Source organism: Maribacter arenosus (assembly GCF_014610845.1).
GTDB classification, from domain to species: Bacteria; Bacteroidota; Bacteroidia; order Flavobacteriales; family Flavobacteriaceae; genus Maribacter_A; species Maribacter_A arenosus.
In genome coordinates this window covers 280,896-295,854 of the sequence record NZ_JABTCG010000002.1, presented here as the reverse complement: position 1 = coordinate 295,854, position 14,959 = coordinate 280,896, and the positions used below count along the sequence as shown (strand labels likewise).

The following is a 14,959-nucleotide window of genomic DNA, read 5'->3' as shown; positions in this document are numbered from 1 at the left end:
TTCTAATTGTGGGTTAGAAAGGGTGGAAGATACAAAATAATGTGTTCATTGGAGGTGTTCAAAAGAACTAGGTTGATGCTATTTCCTTTGTAATCTTATTTTTAAATGGAGCCAAAGCGCTCAATGCTTTTTCTACAGAGGTGATTCTATCGAAGGTCAACAATAACCGCAGACCGTTTCGGGTTTGCTTTTCCTTTATTTTGCAAAGGCCCGAATGGGTCTGTACAAATTGTAGCACTTGGGTGAATATTGTACTTTGATAAAATGCGGAATGCTGATCAGCAATAAAATAACCGATTAACTTGCCTTTTTTCATCACCACTTTTTCAAGGCCGATACTATTGGCAATCCATTTTACACGAACAGAATTGAGTAGGTCAACTACCTGGATGGGCAGTTCCCCAAAGCGATCGACCAGTTCCGATTCGAATTTCAGTAGTGCCCCCTCATCTTTGATGGAGTTAAGTTCAGTGTACAGATTCAATCTTTCCGTAATATTGTTGATGTAATCATCGGGGATCAGCAATTCAAAATCCGCATCGATCTGGGTGTCTTTCACATAAATAGGTTCATGATGCCCTTCAACCTCATCGTACAATTCCTTAAATTCATTTTCCTTGAGTTCCTCTATGGCCTCGGCCAGTATTTTTTGATAGGCATCAAAACCTATTTCATTGATGAAACCGCTTTGTTCCCCACCTAATAAATCACCTGCACCGCGAATTTCCAAGTCTTTCATTGCAATGTTGAAGCCACTGCCAAGTTCGGTGAATTGCTCCAGTGCCTGGATTCTTTTACGGGCTTCGGTGGTCATGACGTCAAAGGGAGGGGTAATAAAATAGCAGAAGGCTTTTTTATTGCTGCGCCCCACGCGGCCCCGCATCTGGTGCAGATCGCTGAGTCCAAAATTATTGGCGTTATTGATGAATATGGTATTCGCATTGGGAACATCCAACCCACTTTCAACAATGGTAGTTGATATCAATACGTCAAATTCCCCGTTCATAAAAGCGAGCATCAAGGTTTCCAACTTCTTGCCTTCCATTTGGCCATGGCCAATACCAATCTTGGCATCGGGCACCAACCGTTGCACCATGCCTGCCACTTCTTTGATGTTTTCAATGCGATTGTGTATAAAGAAAACCTGTCCGCCACGTTGTATTTCATAGTTTATGGCATCGCGAATGGTCTCTTCACCGAATCGGATGACATGGCTTTCAATGGGATAACGATTTGGCGGTGGGGTGTTTATGACCGAAAGATCGCGGGCTGCCATTAAACTGAACTGTAGCGTTCGTGGAATGGGAGTTGCCGTCAAGGTAAGTACATCCACATTTTCTTTTATCGACTTCAGTTTATCTTTGACAGATACCCCGAACTTCTGTTCTTCATCAACGATCAATAGGCCTAGGTCCTTGAACTTTACATTTTTATTTACAAGTTGATGGGTGCCTATAATGATATCCACCTTACCATTCTCCAAATTTTCAAGGGTTTCACGTTTCTCTTTGGCCGTTCTAAACCTATTGAGGTAATCGACCGTAATGGGCATTTCTTTTAGTCGTTCGTTAAAGGTCCTATGATGCTGAAAGGCCAAAATTGTCGTTGGCACCAGTACGGCTACTTGTTTGCCATTGTCGACTGCCTTGAACGCTGCCCGAATGGCCACCTCGGTCTTTCCAAAACCGACATCCCCGCAAACCAGGCGGTCCATAGGTCGTTCACTCTCCATGTCTTTTTTAATATCCTCGGTTGCCTTGCTTTGGTCTGGCGTGTCCTCATAAATAAAGGATGCCTCAAGCTCTAATTGTAGATAGCTGTCCGGATGGTATTGAAATCCTTTTTGCAACCTTCGTTTGGCATATACCTCAATCAGGTCGAAGGCAATTTTCTTGACACGTGATTTGGTCTTTTGCTTTAATTTTTTCCAAGCAGCAGAACCCAATTTATAGATTTTGGGTACTGCACCATCCTTGCCATTGAATTTTGATATTTTATGAAGTGAATGTATACTGACATATAAAATGTCGCGATCCCCATACATGAGTTTTATCGCTTCCTGCTTCTTGCCCTCTACGTCTATTTTTTGGAGTCCGCCGAACTTTCCTATACCATGATCAATATGGGTCACATAATCCCCTACTTCCAATTTATTGAGTTCTTTGAGGGTAATTGCCAGTTTTTTGGCATAGCCGTTTTTCAGATGGAATTTATGGTAACGTTCAAAAATCTGATGGTCTGTATAGCATGCCAATTGCAAATCATCGTCGATAAAACCTTGAAAGATGGGAAAAATAACCGTAGAATATTGTATATCATGGTCTACCTCCTCAAAGATGTCATGAAACCGCTTGGCCTGTTGTTCTGAAGCGCAGTAGATATAATTCGTATACCCTTTTTGGCTATTTTGATTGAGGTTATCGATCAATAAATCGAACTTTTTGTTGAAAGAGGGTTGAGGCTTGGTATTAAAAATCAACTCTTCAATAGGTTCGGAATTGGAGGCTTTGCCAGATCCTCCCATTTCTACCAAGCCATAGTGCTTCAATTGCGATTTTAGCAGTTGTGAATTCACGAACAGTTCCTCGGGTTGGGCATGTTTTATATCCTTTGACAATTTGGCGAACGATTCTTGCGCTTTACTAAAGAACGAATCCAACCGATCATATAGTAATTCAAGATTTTTCGTGAATAGTAAGGTATTTGGCGAGATGTATTTTAAGAAACTCTCACGGGATTCATTCAAAAACTTATTCTCCACATTGGGAATTATGGTGATTCTATTCACCTTTTCGGTAGACAATTGTGTTTCTACGTCGAAAGTTCGAATACTATCTACTTCATCCCCGAAAAATTCAATGCGATAAGGTAAATCATGGGAGAAGGAAAAGACATCAACAATGCCCCCGCGTACCGAGAATTCACCGGGTTCTGTAACAAAATCGACCCGTTTGAATCGGTATTCAAAAAGCACCTCGTTGAGAAAATCCAATGAAAATGAATCCTCTATTTTAACTTTCAGGGTGTTCTTCTCGAGTTCTTTCCTGGTGACCACTTTTTCAAACAGGGCATCGGGATAAGTAACAATGACGGCTGGTTTTTTTCTTGAATTGATTCGGTTCAGTACCTCTGCCCTAAGTAGCACATTGGCATTATCGGTCTCCTCAATCTGATAGGGTCTGCGGTAACTACCTGGATAGAACAACACATCTTTCTCACCAATAAGCATCTCTAGATCATTCAGGTAATAAGCTGCTTCTTCCTTATCATTGAAAACCAGAAGGAATGGCCGTTCGGAATGTTTGAAAACGCTTGAAATTACAAAGGAAAGGGCAGATCCTGTCAGACCTTTTAATGCAATTTTGTTACTTGAATCGGAGCCGGGAAGTTGGGTATTGGCAATAGCTGCTTGCAGTTTCCGTGTTTGTGGAGACTGTGCAAACAGTTGTTGGATTGTATTGTGGGTCAACCGTTAAATTTTGTGCAAATATAAGTTGAAGTCACTCGCTGCCCAAGGCATGGTTTATATTTTTATGACCAACCCTTCGGCCAGGGCAAAGACTTCGTCCTGTTTTTTAGGTTTTAGGGTATGGGATCCAGTAAACTCCCCAAAAGCAGGAAGTATCATTTGATTTTGTTTTTTAAAAAAACACGGGAACCGAAGGGATTGTTTGCCACTTCCCCTGATTTTTATGGCCGGATGTATATGTCCGCAAAAGTTGTAAAGTCCATTTCGTTTCTCAGGATGGTGTGTAAACAAGAATGTTTCAAGGATAAGCTCTTCTACCACTTGAACGTTTAGGGTTTCGTATTTAAGAGGTGGTATGATATCATGGTTGCCATTGATAAGGATCATTTCGATCTGTACTTTGGATACCCAAGCCTCAAAATACTTCCATTCCGTATTCAAATGGGAATGGAATAGGTCCCCTAAAAAATAAATACAAACAGGGTTGAAAAAATCTACGACTTCGTCCAACAATTCAAAATTAGCTTGAATGGCATCCCGGGGAATCGCAGCCCCGTATTTTCTGAAGTGGCTTACTTTACCCAAATGCACATCACTGATCAATAAGGCAGATCTTTCTTGCCAGAACATGGATCCAGACGGGTGCAATATGAAGTTTTGACCTTGTATTTGGATTCCTTGGGTCATCAATTATTTATTCTGGAGTTTAGCGATCATTCGTTTTATACGGTCGGCCAATTTTTCGCTTGATAATTTTTCCCGTAGTCTGTCCGTAATCAAAGGGAATGAAAACGGGGTCGGTTGTCCACAGTGTTTCCATATAAATTTTTGTTCGTCAATCCGCCCTAAGGCCAATCGTAAGCGTCCTTCTTCCAATTGGTGCTCAAAGGTTTCGGTATAGGCCTGTTGATACAGAAGATTATCCGATTCATACTCTTTGAATACATCGAACAATAATTGTGAGCTGCTTTGTAAATGCTTCATTTTAATTCCTTTTTCAGGATAACCTGTGAATATTAGGCCACTGATGACCGCAATATCGCGAAATTTCCGCTTTGCCATTTCGGTCGAGTTCAAACTTTTTTGCAGATCATCGAAAAGAAAGTCCGTGGTAAACAGGTTATTATCGATTATCTCTTGTATATCCAATTTTTGGTCAGACAGCAATTCAAAACCGTAATCATTGAAGGCCAATGAGAAGGTTATAGGCGATAATAGACTAATACGGTAACTCAAGAGACTTCCCATGGCTTCATGCACGGCCCGACCTTCAAAAGGATAAAAGATATGGTGGTGCCCATCATGGCTCTCGAAGGTTTCTATCAAAAATTCATCGGGCTTGGGAACAATACTATCCACCCGCTGTTTGTCGAATATGGTCTTTAAAGATCTAATTTCTATGGACTGATCTGAAAAGGGGAGGGAGGCAGAATACAGTTCGTTCCGCAATAATTCTGACATTTGCGCGGAGAACGTCATTCTACCGCCCATCCATGCCGGAACCTTGGTCGATTTTTTATTCGAATTCCTGACATGTACCTGCATTTGTTTTATGCGGATGAATTCCAGGTTTCGACCAGCAAAAGTGAAAACATCCCCGGCTTTCAATTTGGATATAAAATACTCCTCTATAGTACCAATATAGCCACCCTTTTGATAACGCACAGTAAGGTTTGCATCGCCTACAATGGTTCCGATCTGAAAACGATGGCGCATGGCAATACCACGGTTGTGCACCTTGAATAAACCATCTTCTTCTACCTCCACTTTTTTATACTCATCGTACGACTGCAGACTTTGACTGCCCAAGACCAAAAAATTCAATAGCCATTGCCACTGTTCTTCGGAAATTCCTTGGAAACAAAACGTATTACGAACCTCTTTATAGATGGTCTCGGAATAAAATCCATCGGAAACCGCCAAAGTGGTGAGATACTGTAGCAATACATCAAAACTGTTGAGATATGGAATGCGATCTTCGACGGCGTTTTTTTTAACGGCCTGTTGCAACGCAGAGGCCTCAACCAGTTCCAGGGCATGGGTGGGCAAAAAGTAAATTACGCTTTCTTCCCCAGGTCTGTGGCCACTACGACCTGCCCGTTGCAAGAAACGTGCAATACCCTTGGTTCCTCCAATTTGGACGACGGTTTCAACAGGGGCGAAATCGACCCCAAGATCCAAACTCGACGTGCAGACGACTGCTTTTAGGCTTTCGTTGCGAATGGCCTGTTCTACCCATTGTCGGGTTTCCTTATTGATGCTACCATGGTGCATAGCGATTTCCCCGGCATATTCAGGATGCTTTTCAAGGATTTTTTGAAACCAAATTTCGCACTGGCTACGGGTATTGGTGAACAATAATGTAGTTCTACTTTTATTGATAATGGGAATGACCTCTGGTAACAAACGAAGTCCCAAATGCCCACGCCAAGGAAACGTTTCCATGGTGCTGGGAATGATGCTTTTGACGGTTATCTTCTTAGGAAGATTGGCTTTGATCAGTACGGAGTTTTTCAAGGCCGATGAGTCAGGTCCCAATAATACCTGTCTAGCCTGTTCTAAATTGCCAATAGTAGCCGAAATACCCCAAATCCTCAAGTTTTCCGAAATCGATTTGAGTCTGGACAGTCCAAGTTCGGTCTGCACACCTCTTTTTGACCCCAGAAGTTCGTGCCATTCATCAACAACGATAGCCGAACAATGCTTAAAAGTATTTGCATACCCCTTAGTGGCCAATAGCAAGTGAAGACTTTCGGGAGTCGTAATCAGTAGATCGGGCATATTCCTTTTCTGCTTTGCCCTTTCATTGGTACTCGTATCACCGGAGCGAATTCCTACGGTTAGACCCGTACCCAAATCATGGGCCACGCGTTCTGCCGATTGTTTTATTTCATGCGATAAAGCACGCAATGGGGTTATCCATATCGCCTTTAATCCCCTTTTATGGGTCGTCTTGTAATCAGGATGGTGGTTGATGTAATCCAAGACAATGGGGAACCAAAGCGCGTAGGTTTTTCCACTCCCGGTTGGGGCATTGAGAAGCCCATGTTTCCCTTGCAGAAATGCTTTCCAAGTTTGCTTTTGAAACGCAAAAGGCTTCCAATTTTGTTGGGCAAACCAGTCTTCGGCAATGATATAATTAGGCTCCTTTTTCATGGAATCATCCTGATTTTAACGCTGATTGTTTGTGAGAAAATAATCATTTACAGACTAAAATATCACTTTTAAAAATTTATATTTGTTGAAATAAAAAGAAGTAACATGCCTATTTTAGATTTATACAACCATAGTGAAAAACGAAGAAATTTGGCCCATTTTGCCGCAATAGCTTCTTTAGCGGCTGTGGATGGAGAGGTGAATGCCCAAGAAATGAGGCTTTTGGAGAAATTTGCCAACAAATTGGACATCTCTGAAGCAGAATTTAAAGAGGTCATGAAAAAATCGAATAAGTACCCGATTGATCCCCAAAATAGTTTTGAAAAAAGAATGGAACGATTGTACGATCTTTTCAAGATTATTTTTGCCGACAATGAGGTTGACGATGATGAAATGGTTTTGTTGAAGAAATATGCTATTGGTTTAGGTTTTCCCAGTGATAAGGCGGACAAAATCATAGGAAAATCAATTGCGATTTTTTCGGGAAAAATAGATTTCGAAGACTATATGTACCTAATAAAGCATTAGGCAAGTCATTTTTAAGCCGAAAATTCAATACAGGCGTAAACCACTTATTTATATTTGTCGAGGAATTCCTGTAGCTTTTCTACCATTTTTCTACTTCCACAAAAGAAAGGTACACGTTGGTGCAGTTCTGTCGGTTGAATATCGAGAATTCGAGATCGGCCACCAATGGCCATGCCATTGGCCTGTTCCGCAATAAATGCCATGGGATTACACTCGTACAACAGCCGCAATTTTCCGTTTTCCGTTATGCTGCTCTTTGGATACATATAAATACCTCCTTTGATCATGTTCCTATGAAAATCGGATACTAAAGAACCTATATATCGGGAGGTATAGGGTCTATCGCCTTCCTCCATTTGACAATACTTTATATAGTCTTTCACACCTTGAAGAAAATGGATATAGTTTCCTTCGTTCACCGAATAAATCTTACCGGTATCAGGAAATCTCATGTCGGGATGCGATAGGTAAAAGGTACCGATGGCCGGGTTTAAGGTAAATCCGTTTACACCGTCCCCTGTGGTATAAACCAGCATAGTGGAAGTTCCATAAACAATATATCCCGCAGCGACCTGGTTCTTGCCCGGTTGTAGAAAATCTTCAAGCTGTACAGGGGTGCCTACAGGTGTTATCCTTCTGTAGATTGAAAATATTGTTCCTACGGAAACATTGACATCGATATTGGATGAGCCATCCAGAGGATCGATCAATACGACATATTTGTTTTGATGTTGTTCATCATTGCTATTGATACTGATGAAATCGTCTTCTTCTTCCGAGGCAATTCCACAGACAATCTCGCGATTTTTCAAGGTTTGTATAAATCTGTCATTCGCGAGGACATCCAACTTCTGTTGATCCTCTCCCTGGATATTGGTGTCACCAGCTGCACCAAGAATATCGATCAGACCTGCTTTATTCACTTCGTGGTTTACTACTTTTGCCGCAAGGCGAATTGCATTGATCAGTTTTGAAAGTTCCCCAGAAGAATATTGAAATGAAGATTGATTTTCAATTATGAACTCTCCTAATGTTTTATGTTTTTTACCTACCATGGTTGAATTGTGTGATTTAATTACAAATATCGGGTAATTTGTGAAACTATAACGGTTTCGAAATAATTTGATAATGTAAATTTATAACTTTGTGTTTTATTTGTAACAATAATGGACTATACGATTCGAGATGCCGTAGTGGAAGACATGCCTTATGTCCTTGATCTTATCAAGGAGTTGGCACGTTTTGAAAAAGAGGCCGATGCTGTTGAGGTCACCGTCGAAGATTTGGTACGCGATGGTTATGGGGAAAATGTAATGTTCCATTGTTTTGTTGCGGAATCAAGTGGCGAGATTGTTGGTATGGCCTTGGTTTACAATCGATATTCCACTTGGAAAGGCCCAATCATCCATTTAGAGGATTTGGTGGTTTCCGAAGCAATGCGGGGTAGTGGCTTGGGTACGGCCCTATTGGATGCGGTTGTTGCCTATGGGGCGAAAATTGGGGTTAAGCGTATAAATTGGGAAGTGTTGGATTGGAATGAACAGGCCATAGCATTTTATGAAAAAAAAGGGGCAAAGGTACTGCGGGATTGGGATGTAGTGCAATTGGATGAAAAAGGAATTCAGAATTATATAAATAAGATATGAGAATATTCAAATTTGGCGGGGCATCGGTGAAGGATGCCGACGGAGTACAGAACCTTGTAAAGGTTTTAAAGCAGGTAGGTCATGAGAATACGTTGTTGGTAGTTTCGGCCATGGGTAAGACCACCAATGCTATGGAGAAAGTGGTTAATTCTTATTTTGAGGATAAAAATGCGCTGAGCTCTGCCGTTCAAGAAGTTATTGAGTATCATAATACTATTTTGTTGGATTTGTTCCAAACCAATAAACATCCGGTCTTTGAAAAGGTAAAAGTACTGTTCGATGAAGTACAAGGGTTCTTGGTGTGGAATAAATCACCGAACTATAATTTTGTATATGATCAAGTAGTAGGTTACGGCGAATTGGTATCTACCACAATTTTAAGTGCCTATTTGAATAAAGAAGGAATTAAGAATTCTTGGCTCGATGTGCGCGACTTTATCAAGACCGATAACAATTATCGGGATGCCATCGTCAATTGGGAGAAAACACAGGAACGTATATCCCAAGGCGTGGATAAAAGCAAGTTTTATATTTCCCAAGGTTTTTTGGGAAGCGACGATAACAACTTTACCACTACTTTGGGACGTGAAGGATCGGATTATACAGCCGCTATTTTCGCCTATTGTCTCAATGCCAATTCGGTAACCATTTGGAAAGATGTACCAGGGGTCTTGAATGCGGATCCCCGTTATTTCAACGAAGCCCAGCTGTTGAATAAAATATCGTATAGAGAGGCTATTGAACTAGCCTTTTATGGAGCTTCGGTAATCCATCCCAAAACCTTACAACCCCTACAAAGAAAAGAAATTCCATTAATGGTAAAATCGTTTATAAATCCTGAGGGAGCAGGTACAACCGTTGGGAAAGGCACAACCTTGGAGCCCCAGGTTCCTTGTTATATTATGAAAAAGGACCAAGTTCTGATGCGGCTTTCATCCTTGGATTTTTCATTTATCGTAGAAAATAGTATTAGCGAACTGTTTAAAATGCTACATGACCATAAGATGAAAGTGGATCTAATACAAAACTCGGCCATAAGTTTTTCGGTTTGTGTGGATAACAAATTTGGGCGGTTGCAAGATTTATTGAATCTTTTGAAAAGTAGGTTCAATGTGGATTGTTATGAAGGTGTGTCACTTTATACCATCCGGCATTTCAATAACGACGCGATTACTTCTTTACAAAAAGGGAAGGAAATATTATTGGAGCAACGGGCCAATGAAACCGTACAATTGGTCGTTAAGTAGTGATTTTATGAGTTGTTCAAGACTGTTAAAATAAGGCTTCCAATAGGGATTTTACTATATTTATGCTTCCTAAATGAAATAGAGCATGGGTTTAGTGACCGCTAAAGAGGTAGCCAAGGCAATCAATCTACATAAATACGGTTTTTTGGGCACCTTTATGGGTTGGATACTCATGAAGATCACCCGCATTTCAGGCATCAATGAATTTTATACCAAGCATAGACATCTCGAGGGGATGGAATTTTTGGATGCCATTTTAAAACATTATCAAATTGATTTTGAGGTGCCGGAGGAGGATTTTAAAAGATTGCCCAAAGAGGGTGCCTACATCACCATATCCAATCACCCTTTAGGCGGTATTGACGGGGTTTTATTGTTAAAGTTGTTGGTTACCCACAGGTCCGATTTTAAGATTATCGCAAACTTCCTGCTCAATAGAATAGAACCCCTGTCCCCTTATATACTGCCGGTCAATCCTTTCGAAAACCATAAGGATGCAAAAAGTAGTATTTCGGGGTTCAAGAGTGCCATGTCGCATTTGGACGAAGGTCATCCCTTGGGTATTTTTCCTGCAGGGGAGGTCTCTACGTATAAAGACGGGCGATTAATAGTTGACAGACCTTGGGAAGAAGCCGCCCTTAAACTCATACGCAGGGCAAAGGTGCCTGTGGTTCCCATTTATTTTCATGCACGGAACAGTACTTTTTTTTATCGATTGTCCAAAATAAGTGATGTATTCAGGACGGCTAAATTACCATCGGAGGTCTACTCCCAAAGAAACCGCCCCATCAAGGTTAGGATCGGGCAACCGATATCCGTGGAAATGCAAAATGAACAAGAGACCTTGGAAGAATTTACCGAATTATTGCGTAAAAAGACCTATATACTTTCCAATGCCTACGAAAAAGAACGGTTGATCGATCAGTTACCGACTTCCTTAAAGATACCTAAAGCACCTAAAAAAATCGCCACGGCCGTTAGAACGGAAGTAATTCAAGGCGAGATTGAAAAACTTCGGGAGAAAGAGTGCAGATTATTACAAAGTAAAAATTACGAGGTCTTTTTGGCCAAGGCTAAGGACATGCCTTTTATCCTTAAGGAGATCGGTAGGCAACGCGAAGTTACTTTCAGGGCCATCGGGGAGGGCACCAACAACTCCATAGATTTGGATGAGTTTGATGAGTACTACCACCACTTGTTTCTTTGGGATGATAATGATAAGGAAATTGTTGGGGCATACCGTATGGGAATGGGATCCGAAATATTTAAAAAATATGGGATCGATGGGTTTTATCTGCAAGACTTATTTCGGTTTGAGCCAGAATTGTTTGGGATGATGAGGCAATCCATTGAAATGGGTAGGGCCTATATCATAAAAAAATACCAACAAAAACCTATGCCCTTATTTTTATTGTGGAAAGGGATTGTTCACACCACCTTAAGGCATCCGGAACATAAATACCTGATCGGAGGGGTGAGCATTAGCAATCAATTCTCGAATTTTTCCAAGTCCTTGATGATCGAGTTTATGAAAAGTAATTATTGGGATCCCTATGTGGCACAATATATTAGTCCGAAAAAGGAATTCAAGGTGAAGTTAAAGGATGCGGATAAAGATTTTATTTTCGATGAAACTGAAGCTGATCTCAACAAATTTGACCGTATGATCAATGAGGTAGAGCCCGGAAACCTGCGATTGCCCGTGCTGATTAAAAAATACATTAAGCAGAATGCTAAAGTTGTGGCTTTTAATGTAGATCCACTTTTTAATAATTCGGTAGATGGATTGATGTATATACGGATCGCAGACTTACCCGAAAGTACCGTAAAACCTGTCATGGAAGAGTTTCAGGCCGAATTGGAAAGAAAATTTGCTGAGAATCTTCAAAATGGTGATGATTAGTCGTGCAATTCGCGCAATATGAATTTTTGACAATATTCCTTGATATCGTTCCTTACCTTTAAGAAAACATCATGCTTTTCTTCGGCTGTACCTTCAAACTTTGAAGGATCAAGAAAATTATGATGGAATCTTTTGGCATTTTTCGAGGGAATGTAGGGACAGTTTTCATCGGCATGATCACAGACCGTGATAATAAAATCAAAATCCACATCGATATATTCATTAACGTGGTTTGAGCCGTGCTTTGAAATATCAATACCATCTTCAGCCATTATAGCCACTGCATTAGGGTTTAATCCATGGGTTTCTATTCCGGCACTATAGATGTTGGCCAGCCCATTTTGTAATTTTTCCAAATAGCCATGTGCCATTTGACTTCTACAGGAATTGCCTGTACACAATACCAAAATGTTCTTCATGTATTGATAGCTTCTCTTGTTCCTTATGGTAGAATACCGTCATTCCTTATAAGTGTTATATCCCAACTATTTTGCTTCTACGTTCAAATAGGAGATTATCCTTCCAAATACCATCTAGTTGGCCCACTCGTTCCCGAGTACCAATATAACGAAAACCAACCTTTTTATGCAAGGCAATACTACCCACATTTTCAGGAAAAACACCAGATTGCAAGGTCCAAAACCCATTTTTTTCACTTTGTGATATTAATTCTTTCATGAGTACTTTTCCCACACCTTTGCGGTTATACGCTTGGCCAACATAAACACTTACTTCAGCTACGCCCCCATAAACACATCTACCGGAAACAGGGGATAAAGCCGCCCAACCCAAAATGATGTTCTTATCGACCGCAACAATTCTACACCATTTAAGATGGGCCTTGTCCCAGACCTCAAAGGTAGGAACCTGCTTTTCAAAAGTTGCTAAACCTGTAGCTATACCTTCGGCATAGATAGAGGCAACGGCTTCCCAATCTTCCGATATCATTGGCCTGGTCATAATATGTAATGTATTACTCATTTTTAACAGCAGGTTATCTTAGCACGAAGGTTGTTCCACCTGGCTCGGGGTGTATCCAACAGTAATATAAAATGCAATATGGCCAATATTATAGCACCGGGAATTACATTGATACTGACAAAAGCAAACAACCCTTGGGCCGAAGAAGCGACAATTTCGCTGACAAACGTTAAACTGCTGCCGGTTATTTCGATTTTTAGTGCAAGAACAAGAACAATGGCAGAGAAATGGAACGCATTTGAAAAGAGATGAATGATGTATTCCCATTTTGGGAGGCCTCCCATAAAATTGCGACTTTCCTTTTCAGAATATGCATCGATTCCTAGTATTACCAAATCGAATACTACTAGGGAGATTCCGAATAGGAATAGGTCAGAATTCGATTCATTGATGAATAGGGACCAAATAATGAACGGAAACAATATAGCCCGTATCGTATGGGTCTTATGCTCGAAAATACTCTCTTTATGATTAAATAGTCCGTATTTGAATATGTGTAAATAGAACCCGTCATAGGCAGCCAAGATCATAAAGAAAATTAGACAGGCAGTAGCAAGATAAAAGATGATTTCCATAATAGGGTAATTAAATGGGCTAGCAACATCCATTTCCGGGTGAATAACATGCTTCTACTTGACTATTAGCCTCGACGGACACTCCGCAAGATTCCTTTGCCTTGCAATCGGTTGTTTGGACACCTAATTTCATGATTAACTTGTTTTCATCAAGTAGAAAATCGTTCACAAAGAGTTGTGCCGTATGGAAACTGGGATTACCATATTCGAATTTTACTTCGGCTTCTTTTCGCATAGGCTTAATGAGATCTACTTTATTTAGAATCCCCATGGCCTTGAAAGCGGTCATGAATTCCCTTTTGTCTTTCTCTGTCGGACTTTCCAAAAGTTGAATAACGGTCTCTTTCCAAAAGTCGGTATGAGCACCGCAATCAACGGAATCAATCGTAATGTTCTTAACTTCTGTAATATGGTAATTGGTGCCGACATAATAACCGTCTTTGTATTCAAAAAGGAGGCTTTTATTTTGATTTTGTTCCAATAGCGATAAGAATTCATTCGTTAGCATAATGATGGGTTTTTAACAACAATTAAATTTGGTTTTATCAAAGAAGGCATTCGATTCAGTTTGTATTTCCTTCCATTTCTTTAGGTTGATACAGTAACATATTCTTTTACCGCTGATGTCCCCTTTGATCAGGTCAATACTTTTCAGTTCCTTCAAGTGTTGCGAAATCGTCGGTTGTGCCAAGCCTATTTCGGCAACAATATCATTGCAGATACATGCTTTTTGATTACTGATATACTGAAGTATCGCTATCCTTGCCGGATGGGCGAGTACCTTGAATATCGTTGCCAGTTTATTCTGTTTTTTGTTAAAGATCTGTGTTTTGGTGATTCCCATAATGTATTTATATATTGCAATATTACGATAATAAATCGATTAAAAAAAGCCAGACCCTATTAATCTGGCTTCTGTTATTTAGAACCAAGGTTTTTTACCAACCTGGTATGTATTGTAAAACTCCTCATCGGATTTGGTCAAATATAATATACCCTCAACCAAGCCTACCAATGATACTACGGCAGTGGGAATCCCACATAAGAACCAACCAACTACGCCTATCACGGCCATGATAACACCTTCTTTGGTATAACCCAATATAAATTTATGCACCCCCAGCCAACCTAAGACAATGGCTAATATACCAGCTAGTAACTTTTTGTTTTCACCCCCAGCACCGCCAAATGCCTCTTTGGCACTTTCGGTGAACTCCTTCGCCGTATCCTTGGCATCTTCGGCGAAATCACTTGCCTTTTCCTTTGCATCTTCAGCAAATTCCTTGGTTGACTCTTTGGCGTCATCGAATTTTTCGCTTGCTTTTTCGCCTAGATCTTTGGCTTTTTTCTTGGCTTTGCCCATGGCATCTTCCGCCTTATCCCCTAAATCCTTATTTTCTTTTGACATTTTTGATTGTTTTTGGTGGTTAATACTTAGGTTAAATGTAACAAAT

14 protein-coding genes are annotated in these 14,959 nt (G+C 40.5%); 4 read left to right on the top strand and 10 right to left on the bottom strand.

The features are described 5' to 3' along the window. Positions 1–67 precede the first annotated feature (67 nt). The 3 genes from mfd to HPE63_RS06375 are packed head-to-tail and all read right to left on the bottom strand — an operon-like array spanning position 68 to position 6,625. Positions 68–3,469: a transcription-repair coupling factor gene (mfd, locus tag HPE63_RS06385; protein WP_188313424.1), complete on the bottom strand. Its 3,402-nt coding sequence runs from the start codon at positions 3,467–3,469 to the stop codon at positions 68–70. 54 nt (positions 3,470–3,523) lie between these two features. Beyond that, on the bottom strand, positions 3,524–4,156 hold the full coding sequence (pdeM, locus tag HPE63_RS06380) for a ligase-associated DNA damage response endonuclease PdeM (RefSeq protein WP_188313423.1): 633 nt from the start codon (positions 4,154–4,156) through the stop codon (positions 3,524–3,526). A gap of 3 nt (positions 4,157–4,159) precedes the next feature. Next, positions 4,160–6,625 carry a ligase-associated DNA damage response DEXH box helicase gene (locus tag HPE63_RS06375; RefSeq protein ID WP_188313422.1) on the bottom strand — a complete coding sequence of 822 codons (2,466 nt, stop codon included), beginning with the start codon at positions 6,623–6,625 and terminating at the stop codon, positions 4,160–4,162. Between the two features lie 105 nt (positions 6,626–6,730). Between HPE63_RS06375 and HPE63_RS06370 the strand changes: the two genes are divergently transcribed. Next, the gene (locus tag HPE63_RS06370) at positions 6,731–7,153 is read left to right on the top strand and encodes a tellurite resistance TerB family protein (protein WP_188313421.1); all 423 of its coding nucleotides are present in this window, start codon (positions 6,731–6,733) and stop codon (positions 7,151–7,153) included. Positions 7,154–7,197: 44 nt separating this feature from the next. Here HPE63_RS06370 and fbp read toward each other — a convergent pair whose 3' ends face one another. Continuing rightward, complete coding sequence (fbp, locus tag HPE63_RS06365; RefSeq protein WP_188313420.1) at positions 7,198–8,208, bottom strand: class 1 fructose-bisphosphatase; 1,011 nt, start codon at positions 8,206–8,208, stop codon at positions 7,198–7,200. A 111-nt stretch (positions 8,209–8,319) separates the two neighbouring features. On the opposite strand from fbp, the gene HPE63_RS06360 reads away from it, so the two are divergent. From HPE63_RS06360 to HPE63_RS06350, 3 genes are all read left to right on the top strand, one after another. Further along, positions 8,320–8,799 carry a GNAT family N-acetyltransferase gene (locus HPE63_RS06360; RefSeq protein WP_188313419.1) on the top strand — a complete coding sequence of 160 codons (480 nt, stop codon included), beginning with the start codon at positions 8,320–8,322 and terminating at the stop codon, positions 8,797–8,799. After that, the gene (locus tag HPE63_RS06355) at positions 8,796–10,046 is read left to right on the top strand and encodes an aspartate kinase (protein ID WP_188313418.1); all 1,251 of its coding nucleotides are present in this window, start codon (positions 8,796–8,798) and stop codon (positions 10,044–10,046) included. The genes HPE63_RS06360 and HPE63_RS06355 overlap by 4 nt, the downstream gene beginning before the upstream one ends. 85 nt (positions 10,047–10,131) lie before the next feature. Further along, positions 10,132–11,949: a GNAT family N-acyltransferase gene (locus HPE63_RS06350; RefSeq protein ID WP_188313417.1), complete on the top strand. Its 1,818-nt coding sequence runs from the start codon at positions 10,132–10,134 to the stop codon at positions 11,947–11,949. Here HPE63_RS06350 and HPE63_RS06345 read toward each other — a convergent pair. The 6 genes from HPE63_RS06345 to HPE63_RS06320 all read right to left on the bottom strand — a co-directional run bounded on the left by HPE63_RS06345 (position 11,946) and on the right by HPE63_RS06320 (position 14,913). Continuing rightward, positions 11,946–12,368: an arsenate reductase ArsC gene (locus HPE63_RS06345; protein WP_188313416.1), complete on the bottom strand. Its 423-nt coding sequence runs from the start codon at positions 12,366–12,368 to the stop codon at positions 11,946–11,948. The two genes, HPE63_RS06350 and HPE63_RS06345, sit on opposite strands and share 4 nt — an antisense overlap. Positions 12,369–12,423: 55 nt before the next feature. Further along, a complete protein-coding gene (locus tag HPE63_RS06340; protein ID WP_223198072.1) occupies positions 12,424–12,930 on the bottom strand; it encodes a GNAT family N-acetyltransferase in 507 nt (168 codons plus the stop codon). 2 nt (positions 12,931–12,932) lie between these two features. Continuing rightward, complete coding sequence (locus HPE63_RS06335; RefSeq protein ID WP_188313415.1) at positions 12,933–13,505, bottom strand: hypothetical protein; 573 nt, start codon at positions 13,503–13,505, stop codon at positions 12,933–12,935. Between the two features lie 19 nt (positions 13,506–13,524). Continuing rightward, a complete protein-coding gene (locus HPE63_RS06330) occupies positions 13,525–14,013 on the bottom strand; it encodes a DUF6428 family protein (protein ID WP_188313414.1) in 489 nt (162 codons plus the stop codon). A gap of 12 nt (positions 14,014–14,025) precedes the next feature. Then, positions 14,026–14,349 (bottom strand): ArsR/SmtB family transcription factor, encoded by a 324-nt coding sequence (locus HPE63_RS06325; protein ID WP_188313413.1) that lies wholly within the window; start codon positions 14,347–14,349, stop codon positions 14,026–14,028. 78 nt (positions 14,350–14,427) lie between these two features. Further along, a complete protein-coding gene (locus tag HPE63_RS06320) occupies positions 14,428–14,913 on the bottom strand; it encodes a TM2 domain-containing protein (RefSeq protein ID WP_188313412.1) in 486 nt (161 codons plus the stop codon). Positions 14,914–14,959: the final 46 nt, after the last annotated feature.

Bases quoted from the DNA above. Each gene is read 5' to 3' on its own strand.
- HPE63_RS06350 (WP_188313417.1), top strand. From the start codon at position 10,132: ATGGGTTTAGTGACCGCTAAAGAGGTAGCCAAGGCAATCAATCTACAT.
- HPE63_RS06320 (WP_188313412.1), bottom strand. From the start codon at position 14,913: ATGTCAAAAGAAAATAAGGATTTAGGGGATAAGGCGGAAGATGCCATG.
- HPE63_RS06345 (WP_188313416.1), bottom strand. From the start codon at position 12,368: ATGAAGAACATTTTGGTATTGTGTACAGGCAATTCCTGTAGAAGTCAA.
- HPE63_RS06330 (WP_188313414.1), bottom strand. From the start codon at position 14,013: ATGCTAACGAATGAATTCTTATCGCTATTGGAACAAAATCAAAATAAA.
- fbp (WP_188313420.1), bottom strand. From the start codon at position 8,208: ATGGTAGGTAAAAAACATAAAACATTAGGAGAGTTCATAATTGAAAAT.
- HPE63_RS06340 (WP_223198072.1), bottom strand. From the start codon at position 12,930: ATGAGTAATACATTACATATTATGACCAGGCCAATGATATCGGAAGAT.
- HPE63_RS06355 (WP_188313418.1), top strand. From the start codon at position 8,796: ATGAGAATATTCAAATTTGGCGGGGCATCGGTGAAGGATGCCGACGGA.
- HPE63_RS06360 (WP_188313419.1), top strand. From the start codon at position 8,320: ATGGACTATACGATTCGAGATGCCGTAGTGGAAGACATGCCTTATGTC.
- HPE63_RS06375 (WP_188313422.1), bottom strand. From the start codon at position 6,625: ATGAAAAAGGAGCCTAATTATATCATTGCCGAAGACTGGTTTGCCCAA.
- HPE63_RS06370 (WP_188313421.1), top strand. From the start codon at position 6,731: ATGCCTATTTTAGATTTATACAACCATAGTGAAAAACGAAGAAATTTG.
- HPE63_RS06325 (WP_188313413.1), bottom strand. From the start codon at position 14,349: ATGGGAATCACCAAAACACAGATCTTTAACAAAAAACAGAATAAACTG.
- pdeM (WP_188313423.1), bottom strand. From the start codon at position 4,156: ATGACCCAAGGAATCCAAATACAAGGTCAAAACTTCATATTGCACCCG.
- HPE63_RS06335 (WP_188313415.1), bottom strand. From the start codon at position 13,505: ATGGAAATCATCTTTTATCTTGCTACTGCCTGTCTAATTTTCTTTATG.